Annotated in this window: 15 protein-coding genes and 1 riboswitch; of the genes, 9 read left to right on the top strand and 6 right to left on the bottom strand. The window is 60.4% G+C overall.

What is annotated here, in order from left to right:
• A partial coding sequence (locus RHIBUN_RS0122885; RefSeq protein WP_025661312.1) for an alpha/beta hydrolase occupies positions 1 to 428 on the bottom strand: 428 nt, incomplete at its 3' end.
• A 1,083-nt stretch (positions 429 to 1,511) separates the two neighbouring features.
• Positions 1,512 to 1,605, top strand: a riboswitch (TPP riboswitch).
• 49 nt (positions 1,606 to 1,654) lie between these two features.
• Here RHIBUN_RS0122885 and thiM point away from each other — a divergent pair.
• From thiM to RHIBUN_RS0122860, 4 genes are read left to right on the top strand one after another with little or no spacing between them, the layout of a single operon-like run.
• Positions 1,655 to 2,458 (top strand): hydroxyethylthiazole kinase, encoded by an 804-nt coding sequence (gene thiM / locus RHIBUN_RS0122875; RefSeq protein ID WP_025661310.1) that lies wholly within the window; start codon positions 1,655 to 1,657, stop codon positions 2,456 to 2,458.
• Positions 2,455 to 3,090 (top strand): thiamine phosphate synthase, encoded by a 636-nt coding sequence (thiE, locus tag RHIBUN_RS0122870; RefSeq protein WP_025661309.1) that lies wholly within the window; start codon positions 2,455 to 2,457, stop codon positions 3,088 to 3,090. The genes thiM and thiE overlap by 4 nt, the downstream gene beginning before the upstream one ends.
• Positions 3,087 to 3,908, top strand: coding sequence for a bifunctional hydroxymethylpyrimidine kinase/phosphomethylpyrimidine kinase (gene thiD / locus RHIBUN_RS0122865; RefSeq protein WP_025661308.1), 822 nt, complete (start codon positions 3,087 to 3,089; stop codon positions 3,906 to 3,908). The genes thiE and thiD overlap by 4 nt, the downstream gene beginning before the upstream one ends.
• Entirely contained in the window at positions 3,905 to 4,669 is a 765-nt protein-coding gene (locus RHIBUN_RS0122860) for a 3-oxoacyl-ACP reductase (protein ID WP_025661307.1), read from the top strand. Before thiD ends, RHIBUN_RS0122860 begins: the two co-directional genes overlap by 4 nt.
• A gap of 12 nt (positions 4,670 to 4,681) precedes the next feature.
• On the opposite strand, the gene RHIBUN_RS0122855 is transcribed toward RHIBUN_RS0122860, so the two are convergent.
• The 3 genes from RHIBUN_RS0122855 to RHIBUN_RS0122845 form a co-directional block, all read right to left on the bottom strand.
• A complete protein-coding gene (locus RHIBUN_RS0122855) occupies positions 4,682 to 5,530 on the bottom strand; it encodes a carbohydrate ABC transporter permease (RefSeq protein ID WP_025661306.1) in 849 nt (282 codons plus the stop codon).
• Entirely contained in the window at positions 5,523 to 6,461 is a 939-nt protein-coding gene (locus RHIBUN_RS0122850) for a sugar ABC transporter permease (RefSeq protein ID WP_025661305.1), read from the bottom strand. The genes RHIBUN_RS0122855 and RHIBUN_RS0122850 overlap by 8 nt, the downstream gene beginning before the upstream one ends.
• A gap of 67 nt (positions 6,462 to 6,528) precedes the next feature.
• Positions 6,529 to 7,839 (bottom strand): extracellular solute-binding protein, encoded by a 1,311-nt coding sequence (locus RHIBUN_RS0122845; RefSeq protein ID WP_025661304.1) that lies wholly within the window; start codon positions 7,837 to 7,839, stop codon positions 6,529 to 6,531.
• Between the two features lie 216 nt (positions 7,840 to 8,055).
• Here RHIBUN_RS0122845 and RHIBUN_RS0122840 point away from each other — a divergent pair, with 216 nt between their 5' ends.
• The 3 genes from RHIBUN_RS0122840 to RHIBUN_RS0122830 are packed head-to-tail and all read left to right on the top strand — an operon-like array spanning position 8,056 to position 11,049.
• Positions 8,056 to 9,255 carry an ROK family transcriptional regulator gene (locus tag RHIBUN_RS0122840; protein WP_025661303.1) on the top strand — a complete coding sequence of 400 codons (1,200 nt, stop codon included), beginning with the start codon at positions 8,056 to 8,058 and terminating at the stop codon, positions 9,253 to 9,255.
• Positions 9,256 to 9,289: 34 nt separating this feature from the next.
• Positions 9,290 to 10,390, top strand: coding sequence for a Gfo/Idh/MocA family oxidoreductase (locus RHIBUN_RS0122835; protein ID WP_025661302.1), 1,101 nt, complete (start codon positions 9,290 to 9,292; stop codon positions 10,388 to 10,390).
• 17 nt (positions 10,391 to 10,407) lie between these two features.
• On the top strand, positions 10,408 to 11,049 hold the full coding sequence (locus RHIBUN_RS0122830; RefSeq protein ID WP_025661301.1) for a ThuA domain-containing protein: 642 nt from the start codon (positions 10,408 to 10,410) through the stop codon (positions 11,047 to 11,049).
• 83 nt (positions 11,050 to 11,132) lie between these two features.
• Here the strand turns inward: RHIBUN_RS0122830 and RHIBUN_RS0122825 are convergent, their stop codons facing one another.
• A complete protein-coding gene (locus tag RHIBUN_RS0122825) occupies positions 11,133 to 12,386 on the bottom strand; it encodes a D-amino acid dehydrogenase (RefSeq protein WP_025661300.1) in 1,254 nt (417 codons plus the stop codon).
• A gap of 98 nt (positions 12,387 to 12,484) precedes the next feature.
• On the opposite strand from RHIBUN_RS0122825, the gene RHIBUN_RS36500 reads away from it, so the two are divergent.
• Together RHIBUN_RS36500 and RHIBUN_RS0122820 are read left to right on the top strand one after the other, a co-directional pair.
• A complete protein-coding gene (locus RHIBUN_RS36500) occupies positions 12,485 to 12,916 on the top strand; it encodes a hypothetical protein (RefSeq protein ID WP_156932739.1) in 432 nt (143 codons plus the stop codon).
• Positions 12,913 to 14,319: an adenylate/guanylate cyclase domain-containing protein gene (locus RHIBUN_RS0122820; protein ID WP_025661299.1), complete on the top strand. Its 1,407-nt coding sequence runs from the start codon at positions 12,913 to 12,915 to the stop codon at positions 14,317 to 14,319. The genes RHIBUN_RS36500 and RHIBUN_RS0122820 overlap by 4 nt, the downstream gene beginning before the upstream one ends.
• Positions 14,320 to 14,364: 45 nt before the next feature.
• On the opposite strand, the gene RHIBUN_RS0122815 is transcribed toward RHIBUN_RS0122820, so the two are convergent.
• The gene (locus RHIBUN_RS0122815) at positions 14,365 to 15,264 is read right to left on the bottom strand and encodes a LysR family transcriptional regulator (protein ID WP_025661298.1); all 900 of its coding nucleotides are present in this window, start codon (positions 15,262 to 15,264) and stop codon (positions 14,365 to 14,367) included.
• Positions 15,265 to 15,426: the final 162 nt, after the last annotated feature.

The raw sequence follows: 15,426 nt of genomic DNA, 5'->3' as shown, positions 1-15,426 counted from the left end.
AGCTGCGCGCGTGACGGCCACGTGAAGAGGATAGGGGTCGCCTGCATCCCGGAATCGTGGACGATCTGGGCCAGACGGAAGACGGAATCCTCGTACTTGTTGTTGAAGCCGTGGACAAAGACCAGCGCATGCCCGCCCTGGATGTTCTGGTGGAACCAGGCGCGCCCCTCTGGAACGGTGTCGATCTCCTTGACGCTGGTCACCGCAAAATCGGTTGCGGGATTGGGCGGTAGACGCTTCGGCCATTGGACTGTGCCTGAGGCCCGTTTCGGCGGAATGGAGACGTCAACCGCCGTCAGGTAGGGCTTTGGGCTGCGTTCGCCGGTGAAGAGCGTCGCCGGGTCGCCGGAAGGTTCGCGCGTGGTTGCGACCAGCATGCTGACCTTTGAGGTATTCTGCGTTGCCGCCGATAGCGCAACAGGGGCCATGACTCCGCTTGGATGACCGCAGCTGGCAAGAACTGCCGCGACGAGCAAAGGTGCAAGTGTCCGAACAGTACGGGCAGCAATCACGTTCCGGTTCCCTCATTGAAACGCAAGCACCTTACGGTGGCCGGGCTTTGGTGAAGTACTCTCACAGAAACGACGCGAATGTTACGTGCAATTCGCGCTCCATGCCCTAGGGCCACGACGAACGATCCACGACAAGCTCAATTCGGGTCTGAAGCCGTCTACCCATCTCGAGCTACGCCTTCGGCTTCCGCAGCTTCACTGCCACACAATGCTTGTTTTCGGCATCCCAAACGCTGTCGGTCCTGCAGACCGGCTGCTTCGGCGAGCAGGACTTTCCCGCCAAGGTGGATTTCAAACTGCGAGTGCACAGGCACCTCCCTTTTTCCCAACCCCAATTTTCGGGACAACTGACGCAACGCTTCGTCTTCGGATCAACGAACCGGCCGGTCCCACAGGAACAGGTCGAGCGCTTGGCATCCCACGACGCGCCCGCGGCGCACGCGACGCAAGTTTTCCTTCTCGAATCCCAGTTTTTCCCCTCCGGACAAGTTCCACTCTCATTGACCGCATTGCCGGGAGCCTTCGCCGAAGGGTGCTTTTGTGGCTCGATCGCCTGCTGGCCGGGACAAGTCAGCTTCTGATCGCACTGCAGCGAGCAGCCGACCACCCCGCGAGACCGGTTGACCGGCGTGTCTGGATATTCAAAGGGACAGGGCATCTGCTGCGCGCCTGCCGTCCATCCGAACAGCAAGATCAAACCGAAGAGAAGAAGACGACATCCCAACATTTCAGAAGACTAGGCCCCGACATATCATCTGTCCAGCTTGTCACAGGCGCGACCCTGGACCTGCGCACGGGAGTTCGCTTGACCAGCAGCTGGGAGCGGATCCAATGGCCCGGCGTATCGATCAGACCTCATTTCCGTGCCGGAGCCGGAGCCCGATGATGTCGAGGTGGACGCCGCTCGCCTCCTCCAGGGCATTTCCCGGCATCGCCGGGCTCACCCGGCGATGTCCATTTTATGGATGACAGGCGCGCGCTTCTCTGCGAGAAGAAGGCAGTGAGAGACAGGGGCGCCCTCCCAAGGGGCTGAGAAGGACCCTTTGAACCTGAACCGGATAATGCCGGCGGAGGGAGTCGCTCGGGACGTTTCGCCTCCTGCGTCAGTCCCCGCGCCTTTCTCCCCGATCGAAAGGCGCACCATGCAAGATCAGACCTTACCGGGAATACTGCTCAGCGAGTTGCGCGCGCAACCGCCGCTTGTTCACTGCATCACCAACTTCGTTGCCATGAATATCGCAGCCAATGTGCTTCTGGCCGCCGGCGCGTCTCCCGCCATGGTGCATGCGGAAGAAGAGGCTGGCGAGTTTGCGGCGATCGCAGGCGCACTGACAATCAACATCGGCACACTGTCGTCATCCTGGTTGCGCGGCATGGAGGCGGCAGCCCTCGCCGCCAGCCAGTCCGGCAAGCCATGGGTTCTCGATCCGGTTGCCCATTATGCCACCGGCTTCCGCCGGGCGGCCGTTGATCGGCTGCTGGAACTCGGTCCGACGGTCATTCGCGGCAACGCCTCCGAGATTATCGCCCTTGCCGGTGGCGAAAGCCGGGGCCAGGGGGTGGACAGTCGTGACGGGGTCGAACAGGCCGAGGAATCAGCCCGGCTGATTGCGAGGACACACGGTGCGACGGTCGCGGTAACCGGCGTGGTTGATTTCGTCACCGACGGTGAACGAGCTGCCTGGATTGAAGGCGGGTCTGCCTTGATGCCTCAGGTGACCGCACTCGGCTGCGCACTGACCTGCCTCGTCGGAGCATTCACGGCGATCCGGCCTGCCGCGCCGTTCGAGGCAACGGTTGCAGCGCTTGCGACCTTTGCTGTTGCCGGCGAGATGGCAGCCAGCAGGGCTGATGGCCCGGGTTCGTTTTCTCCGGCGTTTCTCGATGCGCTTGCAGCGCTTGACGCCGCGCTTCTCGATCACCATGCGAGGGTGCGTTCCGCATGAGAAACATCGACCTTTCACTCTATCTCGTCCTCGATCCCGGTCTTTGTGCCGGCTTCGGCATGGTGGAGACCGCGCGGGCGGCTGTTGCTGGCGGAGCGACCGTTGTCCAGCTGCGCGACAAGCATGCCGATACACCCCTGATGATCGAAACAGGTCGGGCGCTCAAGGCGGCTTTGTCTGGCACCGGTGCCTTGCTCATCGTCAACGATGACGTCGAGGCTGCCGTCGCAATTGGTGCTGACGGTCTGCACATCGGGCAAGAGGACTTGGATGCGCCAACTGCCCGCGCGCGGATTGGAGACGATATGATCCTTGGCCTCTCCGTTGAGACCGAGGCACTGGCCGCGCGGGTCGATCCGGCAATCGTCGACTACGCGGGTATCGGCCCGGTCTTTGCGACATCGACGAAGGCGGATCACAAGGAGCCGACCGGTTTCGCTGGCCTTGCACGCCTCGTGCGCGTCTGCCCCGTTCCCGCAGTCGCGATCGGCGGGCTGAAGGCGGTTCATGTCGGGGATGCCTTTGCTGCTGGCGCTGACGGTCTTGCCGTCGTCTCTGCGATCTGCGGCACCCGTGACCCTGAGGCGGCGGCTCGTGAGATCGCGGAAAACATCAGAAAGGTTCACCGATGATCCGAAACGTTCTCTCCATTGCCGGATCCGATCCTTCCGGCGGCGCCGGAATCCAGGCGGACCTGAAGGCATTCTCTGCCCGCGGTGTCTACGGCATGGCGGTGCTGACCGCGCTGACGGCACAAAACACACAGGGCGTTTGCGGGGTCCATCTGGTTCCGGCTGCCTTCGTCGCCGACCAGATCAAGGCAGTGTTTGCCGATGTCCGCGTTGATGCAATCAAGATCGGCATGATTGCCAATGCCGAAATTGCCGACGCTGTCGCCGATGCGATCGAACCCCACAAAGGCATTCCGATCGTTCTCGATCCGGTCATGGTCGCCAAGGGCGGGGCTGGCCTCCTCGATCTGTCTGCGATCGACGTCCTCACCCGCCGGCTGCTGCCGCTCGCGACGCTGCTTACTCCCAATCTTCCGGAAGCGGCAGCACTCCTGCATGGACCTTCGGCCGATACCCGCGCGGCCATGGCCGAGCAGGCGCAAAGCCTGCGTGCTCTTGGCCCGGAGGCGGTGCTGGTCAAGGGCGGTCATCTGCCAAGCCAGGAGAGCCCTGATGTCCTGGCGACAGCCGCGGGACTGAGCTGGTTCGAGGGGCTCCGGATACCGACGGCGAACACGCATGGCACCGGCTGTACACTATCGAGCGCGCTTGCCGCTGAGCTCGCGAAGGGGGCGACGCTGCCCGAGGCAGTGGCGGAGGCGAAAAGCTACCTCGCCCATGCCGTCGCGCAGGCGGATACGCTTTCTGTCGGTTCCGGGCACGGGCCGGTTCAGCATTTTCATGAGCTTTGGACGTTGAGAGAGGGACATTCGAGATGACACTGGCGATCAGCGAACAAACCATCATCATCACCGGGGCCGGGCGTGGCCTGGGCGCCGCCATCGCTGCTGCCTTTGCCCGCGAAGGCGCGAAGGTCGCAATCAACTACCGCAACAGCCGCATCGAGGCCGAGGCGCTTGCCGCGTCGTTGGGTGATCGTGCCCGGGCGTTCCAGGCGGATGTCCGCGACAGCGAGGCCGTCAAGCGCATGGTGGCCGAGGTCAAGGATACACTCGGTGCGCCGACGACAGTCGTGCACAACGCCTTGACCGACTTCAGCTTCAACGGAGACGCCCGATCGAAGCTCGATCAATTGACCTGGGGTGAAATGACATCCCAGCTCGATACGGCCGTGAAGGGGGCGTTGAACCTGATCCAGGCCACCCGCCCGGTCATGGCCACTGCAGGTTTTGGGCGGATCATCACGATCGGCACCAATCTCTTCCAGAACCCGGTGGTGCCCTACCATGACTACACGGCTGCCAAGGGTGCGCTTCTGTCCTTGACCCGCACGGCGGCCGCAGAGCTTGGCCCATCAGGCATTACCGTCAACATGGTCTCGGGCGGCTTGCTGCGCGCCACTGAAGCGAGCAGCGCCACACCGGATGCGGTCTTCGATCTGATTGCGGCGAGCACGCCCCTCCGGCAAGTGACGACGCCCGGGGAAATGGCTGACGCGGTCCTGTTTTTCGCAAGCCACTGGGCACGCGCCGTTACCGGGCAGAACCTCATCGTCGATGGCGGGCTCGTCTTCGGCTGAGGCAAAGCCTCCTCAGGACTTGACCGCACCCGCGGTCAAGCCGGCGATGATGTGCTTCTGCGCCAGGAAGAAGACGATGATCGTTGGCATGATTGTCAGCGTGATGAAAGCCAGCACCAGCTGCCAGGCAGTGCCGAACTCGCCGCGATAAACCATGATGCCGAGCGGCCAGGGATACATCGTCTCCGAATTCAGCATGATCAGCGGCAGGATGTAGCTGTTCCAGCTGCCGACAAAGGAGATGATGCTGACCGTTGCGATGATCGGCCGCGAGAGCGGCAGCGAGATGTGCCAGAAAAACCGGATGTAGCCACAGCCGTCGACGATGGCAGCCTGGAACAATTCTTCCGGAAGGTTGCGAAAATAGTTCCTGAACAAGAGAATGCTCATGCCGAGGCCAAAGGCGACCTGCGGCAGGACAACACCCCAGTAGGAATTCAACAGGCCCAGGTCCCGGATCCGGATGAACAAGGGAAGGATGGCGGTCGCGGCCGGAAACATCAGGCCGATCAGGAAGTAATTGAGAAGGAAGCCGGCACCGAAGAACTTTACATGCGCGAAGGTGAAGGCGGCCATGGCGGAAACCGAGACCGTCAGGCAGACAGTCAAGGTGGCGATGATCAGCGAATTCATCATCTGTCGCCAGTAGCGGTCTCCGAAGAGAATGTCGGTATAGTTCTCCGGATGCCAAGCGGCAGGTAGCCCGAAGGGGTTGGTTCTTAGGTCGCCGAGGTCCTTGAAGCCGCCAAGTGCCGTCGTCATCAGGGGAACCAGCACGATCGCCGCGATGAGCGTCAGCGAGACATAGAGATAGATCTTCGTGCCGGTCGCGGTCCGGGCAGATGAGGCCATGTCAGTCATTGCGCATGAATATCCGTTTGTAGCCGAAGGCCAGCGTCACGCAGATGACGAACAGGACGACGCCGACGGCGCTGCCGAGGCCGACCTGCATGCGCGTGACGCCGAAGTTGAACAGGAAGGTGACCATGGTCTGCGTCGCGTTGAACGGCCCGCCACCGGTCAGCGGCATGATGAGGTCGAAGAGCTGCAGCGAGCCGACGACGGCAAAGAAGATGGACAGGCGGACCGTCGAACCGAGAAGCGGCAGCGTGATGTAGCGGAACCGCTGCCAGCCGCTGGCGCCATCGATCTCGGCAGCCTCCAGCACGCTCTTGTCGAGCGACTGCAGCCCGGCGATGAACAGCATCATGTGGAAGCCGAAATACTTCCAGACGACGACGGCCAGCACCGCATAGATTGCCAGGTCCTTGTCTGCCAGCACATAGGGTGTCTCGACGCCAATGAGGTGAGCAGCCGAGGCAAACAAGCCATAGTCGCCGTCATAGACGAAGCGCCAGATGAGGCCTGCCGCCACCTCGGCGAGGACATAGGGTAGAAAGAAGATCAAGCGGAAGAGCACCACACCGGCAATGCGGTGCGCCAGCATCATCGCCAGCCAGATCGCGAGCGGAATCTGAACCAGAATGGAAACAACGATGATCAGGGCATTGTTTTTCAATGCTGTTATGAAGGCGCTGTTCTTGAACAGGACCTCGAAATTCCGCATGCCGACAAATTGCGTCGGCAGACCGTAGCCATCCCACTTGTAGAGACTGTACCAGGCCGCCTCGCCCATCGGCAGGATGACGAAGATCGTGAACAGCAGCAGTGCTGGCGGCAGAAACAGAAGCAGGACAGGCAGGCGCCGCGCCAGGCTGGGATCCTTGCTGCGCGCCGACGATCTTAACGTCGGGCGCGGACGGATGACGCTCGTCGCGCTGATGGTGGTCATTAAAGCCGATCCTCCTCATTCAGATTGAGGGCGGCGCGGATGCTTCTCCGCGCCGCGATAGTCTTGATCAGAGCTGATCCTGCTCGAAGGCTTCCTGGATCTGCTGTGCTCCATCGGCAGGGCTCATCTGCCCGGAGACTATGGCAACGGAGACATCGTTGACGACACGGCCGACCGATGGGCCGAGATCCTGATCGAAGAAGTTCTGATGCCAGGTCGAGTGCGCCAACTGTTCGGCAGACTGATGCAACAGCGGATTGGTCACACCGTCCTCGGCACCGACGGCGACCGGGATGAGCATGCCGGCCTTGGCCATCTCGCGCTCGTTTTCGGCGTTCGTCAGATAGGCGAGGAAGTCGAGCGTTTCAGGCGGCGCCTTCTTCGTCACGGCCCAGCCGTTCAATCCACCAAGCGTGTCGGTGACGGCGCCTGCGCCGCCCGTCACGGCCGGAAACGCAAAGCGGCCGATATTGTCCGGATCGAGCCCCTTGCCGTCACCGGCATTCGTGCGCTGGTTGGCCGCGGTGTTTTCAAACGCCAGGATCATTGCTGCCTTGCCATCGCCGAAGACGCCGAGCGTCTGCGGCCAGGTGGCGCCGAGATAGCCCGGCTGGAACGGCTCCAGTTTGCCGAGTTCGGCAAGCTGCTCTCCGGCCTTGATGATCGCCGGATCATTGAAACCTTCCCCTTCACCGGTCTTGGCCGCGTCGAAGACCGTCTGGCCACCGTTGCGCATCACCAGATAGCTCCAGTAGAAATGCAGAGGCCATTTCTCGCCACCGCCGCCCGCAATCGGGACGATGCCGGCATCCTTGATCTTCTTCACGGCATTGAGATAGTCATCCCAGGACTTGATGCTGGCGGCATCGACGCCGGCCTTGGCGAAAAGGGCCTTGTTGTAGAAGAAGGAGACGGTGCCCATCTTGAAAGGCACGGCGCCGATCTTGCCGTCGTAGGACAGGCCCTTGATCGCGGCCGGGTTGTAGCTCTTCACCCAGGCGCCGTCCTTTGCGTTCATCGCCGACGTCAGGTCCATGAGCGTTCCGGTCGCCAGCTGCTGCTTCAGCACGCCGCCGCCCCAGCTATAGAAGAAATCCGGCGCATCGCTCGACTGCAAGAGGGTCGGAAGCTTGGCCTTGAAAGCCTCGTTTTCCAGGAACTGCATTTCGATTTTCACGCCGGGATGTTCGGCCTGGTATTTGTCTGCAATCTTGCGCCAGATCGCGACATAGTTCGGATCGAGCTCAAGGTGCAGCCACTTGACGGTGGTGTCTGCCGCGGCACTTCCCGCAGCAATCAGGAGCGCCAGTCCCGTGGCCGCCGAGCGGGCGATGAAACGGCTGCGAAGCAAGGCTTTCGCCTTCATTTGGTCAAACATGATTTTCTCCTCCAGCAAGGGCAAAAATCGTCCTCTTCAATTTTTCCCTTATGCGGATTAAATCATCGGGAGGTTTTGGCGAATGTCAACTCCCCTCGTTGAAATCGGGCAGATTTGCCTTGACAGACGGGGATGCTGGCGCGCTATTTAATTCGCATACCGTTGAAAATATGAGCGCCGCACGCCGCGGTAACATTGAAGAGCCTGGCCGACCTTATGAAGACCGCAGATCCCGAATTGATGCGCGCGATCAATCGCTTGAACGTGCTGGACACGATCCGGCGTCACGGGCCCATATCGCGTGTCGAGATCAGCGAACGCACGCAGTTGTCGACCACGACCGTTTCGGCGATCACTGCTTCCTTGCTCGACGACGGTCTGATCCTGCCGCGCCACGAGGGCGATATTCGCAACGAGGCGGCGCGCGGAAGACCCCGCGTCATGCTGGAGCTCAATCCCGATGCAGCACGCGTCGTCGGGGCGAAGATCGCGGCCAACCGCCTGGTGTTCGTGGTGACCGATTTCCGTGGCGACGTGCTGTCGAAAATCACCCTGCCGATCCGCATCGACCGCCAGCCGTTCGGCGTGATCGCAGACCTCGTCGAAGACGGGGTGCGCCGCTGCGTCGTCGATGCCGGCCTTTCGCTCGAGGACGTAGACAGCGTCTGCCTTGGCCTTCCCGGCGTGATCGAGCACCGAACCGGCCATATCCGTAGCAGCCCGATCTTTCGCGACACGAATGTCGATTTCGCAAGCGAGATGACGACCAGGCTCGATACCCCGACCATCGTTGAAAGCGATGCGCATGCGATCACGCTTGCCCATCACTGGTTCGGCAAGGCCCGTGATCTGGAAGACATGGTATTGATTTCGCTCGAGCAGACACTCGGTCTCGGCGTGCTTCATGACAATCAGCTGTTTCGTGGTGCTGGCGGCCTCAGCCACAATCTCGGCGATCTGGTGCTTGGCATGGGACCCAACGGGGTCGTGCGGCTGTCGAGCCAGGCTGGCGAAAGCGAAATCCTTGGCGAGCAGCCGGCCAGTGGCCGCTTTGCCGAGGCCATCAGGCTTGGACGCGGCATGACGCATGCCCAGGCGCTCATCAAGGCCGAGGACAGTACGTTGATTGGTGCTGCCATCCGGGCCGGAGAAGCCGTTGGCGTTGCGATCGCCAACATCGTCACCTTGTTTGCGCCGCCCCGCGTCATCCTCGTCGGCTCCAGCCTTGCGCTAGGTGAGCCATTTCTCGACAGCCTGCGCAACGCCTATGCGCTCGCCGTTCCGCCATCGCTGAAGGGCGTTGCCGAACTCGTCTTCGACGATTCGACGGACGACTTCTGGGCGCAAGGAGCTGCTGCGGTGGCCCTTTACGAACTCTACGAGTCACCCTGGAACACCACTGGTCCGGCGCTCTGAGCAGCAAAATCACGACATCCAACGGGAGGAAATCATGGAAACAGTCGGTATCGGCATCATCGGGTGCGGCAATATCTCCGGCGCCTATCTGAAAGCGATGGCATCCTTCCCCATCCTTGAGGTTCGCGGCGTGGCCGATCTCAACCACGCATTGGCAGAAGCCAAGGCAAGCGAATTCAACGTGCCGGCAAAGCGGATTGATGAGCTTCTTGCTGATCCGAAAGTGGAGATCATCGTCAATCTGACGGTCCCGAAGGCTCACGTTGCCGTCGGCCTGCAGGCGCTTGCGGCCGGCAAGCATGCCTATTCGGAAAAGCCGCTGGGCATCAATTTCGCGGAGGGCAAGAAGCTCGCCGAAGCCGCCAAGGCCAGGGGACTGCGCATCGGTGCAGCTCCCGACACATTTCTCGGCGGCGGGCATCAGACGGCGCGTGCCCTCATCGATCAGGGTGTCATCGGCCAGCCGGTCGGCGGCACAGCAACTTTCATGTGCCCCGGCCACGAGCGGTGGCATCCAAATCCGGCCTTCTACTACGAGGTCGGCGGCGGACCGATGCTCGATATGGGCCCTTACTACATCACCGATCTCGTCAACCTTTTCGGACCGGTCGCGCAGGTGGCGGGCTTCGCCATCACGCCACGAAAGGAGCGCGTGATCACCAGCGAACCGAGAAACGGCGAGCACATCCCGGTACACGTGCCCACCCATGTCGCCGGTCTCATGGCGTTCGCCAATGGTGCGGTCGTACAGATCGGAATGAGCTTCGACGTTGCCGGACACAAGCATGTGCCACTGGAGATCTACGGCACCGAGGGCACACTGATCGTTCCCGATCCCAATCACTTCGGAGGCGATGTTGAAGTTTTGAAGAAAGGTGGCGCCTTCGAACAGCAGCCGCTGACGGCGCCCTATGGCGACGGCAATTATCGCTCGATCGGTGTTGCGGATCTCGCCCATGCCATCCGCTCGAACCGGCCGCATCGTGCCAACGGCGACCTGGCTCTGCATGTCCTCGAGGTCATGGAGGCCTTCCACGCTGCCTCCGAGAGCGGGCGCACGGTTGCCATCACCACTCAAACGGAGCGGCCCATGCCGCTGTCACAGTCGCTCGTCGACGGGCGACTGGCCAAGTAATCATCAGGAGGAAGACTATGCGTGAAGCACTGATCGTCTGGGGCGGATGGAGTGGCCACGAGCCGCAGGAATGCGCCGCAATCATCAAGGACATGCTGGAGGAGGACGGGTTCAAGGTCTACGTCGAGCACACGACCGAGGCTTTTGCCGATCCGTCCGTCCATGATCTCAGCCTCGTCGTGCCGATCGTGACGATGTCGAAGATCGAAAAGGAAGAGATCAAGAACCTCGCGGCCGCGATCGAGGGCGGCGTCGGCATTGCCGGCTACCACGGCGGCGCTGGTGACAGCTTCCGCGAATGCGTCGAATACCAGTTCATCATCGGCGGCCAGTGGGTGGCACACCCCGGCAACATCATCGACTACACCGTCAATGTCACTCGCCCTGACGACCCGATCATGGAAGGCATTACCGACTTCCCCTACACGTCCGAGCAATACTACATGCACGTCGATCCCTCGAATGAGGTGCTGGCCACGACGAGGTTCACCGGCGATCACGCCTACTGGATCGACGGTGTCGTCATGCCCGTCGCCTGGAAACGCAAATACGGCAAGGGCCGCGTTTTCTATTCCTCGCTCGGCCATCAGGCCAAGGAATTCTCGGTGCCTGAGATGAAGACCATCTTCAGGCGTGGTGCCAACTGGGCGGCACGCTGATCACCCGATCGTGAAACCCCGGCGCTGCCATCGCGGCGCCGGCATTTTATCAGGATAGCGTACGAATTCTGCCTTTCGTCATCTCAGCCGTAGCGGCTGAGATCGAGACCCTCGATCGATATCTGCGGTCTTACCCTGTTGATGATATCTGTCAGCACGCGGCCGGAGCCGCATGCCATCGTCCAGCCAAGCGTGCCGTGGCCAGAATTGAGATAAAGGTTGTCGTAGACGGTCTTGCCGATGATCGGCGTGCCATCGGGCGTCATCGGGCGCAGGCCGCACCAGAACTGCGCCTGGCTCTGGTCCCCTGCCCCACCAAACAGATCCTCGACGGAATGCACGAGCGTTGCCTTGCGGGACATCGGCAGGTCCTTGTTGAAGCGCGAGATTTCGGCCATGCCACCAACCCGGATCCGGTCGCCAAGGCGGGTGATGGCAATCTTGAAGGTCTCGTCCATGATCGTCGAGACCGGTGCGCGGCTTTCGTCGATGATCGGAACCGTGATCGAGTATCCCTTCACCGGGTAGATCGGGATCTTCAGTCCGAGCGGCTTCAGCAGACTTGGCGTGAAGCTGCCGAACGCGGCCACGACCGCATCGCCATCGAACACGCCGCGCGATGTTTCCACTGCGCTGACCCTGTTGTTGTCGATCCGCAGCTTGCGGACATCGGTTCCGTAGACGAAATGGACGCCCAGTGCCTCGGCACGCTTGGCAAGTTCATTGGTAAACTTGAAACAGTCACCGGTCTCATCATTGGGAAGACGCAATCCGCCGACGATCTTGTGCTTCACCGGCGAAAGCCCGGGCTCGGCGGCAACACACCGGGCCGGATCGAGCACCTCGAACGGCACGCCGTCCTTTGCAAGAACCTCGATGTCCTTTGTGATCGAGTCCAGCTGCTTTTGCGTGCGAAAGAGCTGCAGGGTGCCCCGGGTTCGCTCGTCATACGGAATGCCGGTGTCAGCGCGCAGTTCAATCAGGCAGTCGCGGCTATATTCGGCAATGCGCACCATTCGGCTTTTGTTGATGGCATAGCGCGCGGAGGTGCAATTGCGCAGCATTGCCATCACCCAGGCCCATGTGGCCGGATCGACAGTTGGGCTGATGATCAACGGCGCATGCTTCATGAAGAGCCATTTTATGGCCTTCTGAGGTATTCCGGGGGCGGCCCATGGCGACGCGTAGCCCGGCGAGATCTCACCGGCATTGGCATAGCTCGTCTCCAGCGCTGGTCCGCTCTGGCGTTCCAGCACCGTTACATCGTGTCCCGACCTTGCCAGATAGTAGGCTGTGGTGACGCCGATGACGCCGGCGCCCAAAACGGTGATCTTCATTGTGCACCCCAGAAAATGAAAGACGTCAACTCAGATGTAACGGCGATGGCAGAAGCGCTCCAGACCGTCGGCAGTTTACGGCAGGGGCGCCAGCGTCAATGGAAAGGACGCCGCATCCGTTCGTTGCAAGCGTCACGTTGAAGGTACTGCTGTCCATGATCGGTCCCGACTTACCTTGGGTGAGGATATCGTTCGTCAAATGGAAGTTTCGCTCAATCCGTTATGGAAACAAGCAATTGCGGTCGTATTTTCGCAATTTTCATCAGATCAATGAGCGTTTCGTGCGGCACCCGCTGGAAAAGGTAGCTGATGAACCACTCTGCTGCAGGAGACAGGCTCGCGCGGCTTCATGTCAACAGGTAGAGCGAGCGGACAAGCCGAAAATCGGCGATCTGTCGAAAGACAATGTCCCGGCTTTTGAACGACCTCGGATCAATTCCGTTGGTGATTTCGATCAGAAAATTCCGTGGTACAATTCGGGTGTTGGCGTTATCCCTTTTGGTTACGCACACGGAGACCGTGTCTTATGAATGAAGTGGGCGCGCTTTTTGCCACCCTGCGACAGGCTGCTGACCCGCAGACGGTTGACCGTATCGAGCGCGTGGTTACGCATGGGTCCGATCGCGATCTCAATCGCATCAATGTGCTCGCCTTTGCCGATAAGCATCATCTCGACGAAGAGAAATCGATCGCAGCATTTCTGCATGCAGCGCGCATTGGCGCGTTCGACATGACCTGGAATGTCCTTTGCCCAGGTTGCGGCGGCGTCCTCGACACCGGTGCAACTCTGAAAACAGTCGATCAGGAAACGTACCAGTGCGCGCTCTGCGCGGCTGGATATGAACCAACCCTCGACGAAATGGTCGAGGTGACGTTCACGGTCAGTCCAAGGGTTCGCAGGATTTCTGCCCACGAGCCCGATCGGCTTTCACCGCTTGAATACTACCGACAGATCTTCTTCAGTTCCGGAGTCGACCTGCCAGAGGACTTCGAAGCAAGGTTTGCACGCATCCAACTGGAGATGATCGAGTTGGCTCCGGGGGAGAAGGCTTTCCTCTCACTGCACCTGCCGGCGCAATTCGTGATCGTCTTCGATCCGGCAACACACGCGGCGCAGTTCATCGACGTGAAGGGGGAGCCCACCGACGAACGGCAAAACCTGTCGATGGTCATCAGCAAGGCGCATGCGCTAAACGAAACGGTCCCGCTTCGTCCTGGCCCACTGCGGCTCATGCTTGAGAACCACACCGAACGCAGGGTGATACCGAACGTCTGTGTTGCAGGAGACGAGCTACACGACCTGCTGAGTCGCAGGCGAGCTTTTCTGACGGCGAAACGTCTCCTGTCGAACCAGAGTTTCCGGGACATCTATCGGACCGACACACTTGACGTCGACCAGCGCCTCAAGATCACCAGCCTCACCTTCCTCTTTACTGACTTGAGAGGCTCGACCGCGCTCTACGAGCGTGTCGGTGACCTTGCCGCATTCGATCTGGTACGAGCGCACTTCAGGGTCCTTCACGAGATCGTTGCCGCGGAGGCCGGAGCGGTCGTCAAGACAATCGGCGACGCCGTCATGGCGACCTTCCCGAGCCCGGACCGCGCAGTGGCCGCCGCGCTCCGGATGCGCGAGGCGATGCTTCAGTTGAATGCCGAGCACGGCAGCGACGATCTTCTCCTGAAGATCGGCATCCACGAGGGACCATGTCTCGCAGTCAATCTCAACGACAGGCAGGACTACTTCGGTCAGACCGTCAATATTGCCTCCCGCGTACAGGGCCTTGCTGATCCCAATGTGATCATGACGACGGAAGCGATTGTTGGGGATAGCCACGTTTCAGAAATCCTGCATGACAGCGGCATCACGTCAGTTTCCAGAATGGAGGAACTTCAGGGCATAGCGAGGGAGGTGAGAATCTTCGCGCTGTCCTGAGCCCACTGTTCTAAGGCAAGATCCCGCTTGTCCTGTGAGAGGGTGCTAAGTGAGGTAGGCGATAAAGCGCTTTGCGGCAGGCGGCAAAGTCGAGCGAGTGCGGGTTAAGAGATAGAGCGAGCGCACCAGGTGCAGGTCAGCGATCTCGCGAAAGACGATCTCGTCACTTTGGATGACATCGGCAGCCTGCTGTGGCAGCAGGGCTATGCCAGCGTTGCGACTGATCAAGGTCAACTGGGCGATGGTGCTGAACGTTTGAATGCGGCCGACGGTCAGCTGTTGCGGCAGGTCAGGGCAGTCCGCGAGCATCCTCGCAATTCCGGCCTGCCCGTCGAGGACTATCAGGTCATCTGGATCGATGTCGGACAGAAGGACCGAAGCTGAAGACTGAGCCAGGCGATGGCTTTTATGGCAAACGAGACCAAATCTATCTTCGCTGATCTTTTCTTCATGCAATTCGGCCGACTTGAAACCCGGCCCGGCCAATGCGAAATCAAGCGTTTCGTCCACAACCAGACTGGCCAGGCGTTCGGCAACGTCGTCGTGAACAATGACGTCGATCCCAGGATGATCTGAGCGGAATTTAATGATCGCTTCAGAAAGCGGAGCAAGGACGGCGGATGGCGCAGCACCTATGAGCACCCGCCCCCGCTTGAGACCGCCTACCTGTCTCACATTTGCAAGCGAAAGCTCAAAACGAGCGAGAATGTCGCGTGCGCCCTCCAGGAATTCCTGACCCGCTTCAGTCGCTCGTATCGGACGAGATTTCCGGTCAAAAATTGCCGTCCGGCACTCTGCTTCGAGTGTCCGAATTGTTTCGGTCAAGGCTGAGGGAACGACCCCAAGCAACAGCGCAGCTCGGGTGAAGGACCCCTCATCCATGACAGTGAGCGCTGCCCTCAGGTGGCGCAAACCGATGTTCGTGTTTTCTGGAAATATCTTCATGGAAGAAACAGCTCCAGTTCAGCGGTGGTTGGTCGAGGCGGGACGCAGGGACACCCTGGTACTGGAACCATCTTTTACCCCGGCTCAGAATGATTGCTTTGCGAGTTTGATATCATTGCTTACCGGATCGGATCCAATAACCGTTAGCGGGGCTCGAAGATG

Origin of the sequence: Rhizobium sp. IBUN, from assembly GCF_000510625.1 — a bacterium.
Taxonomy (GTDB): domain Bacteria; phylum Pseudomonadota; class Alphaproteobacteria; order Rhizobiales; family Rhizobiaceae; genus Rhizobium; species Rhizobium altiplani.
This window is presented reverse-complemented; position numbering and strand designations above follow the sequence as displayed.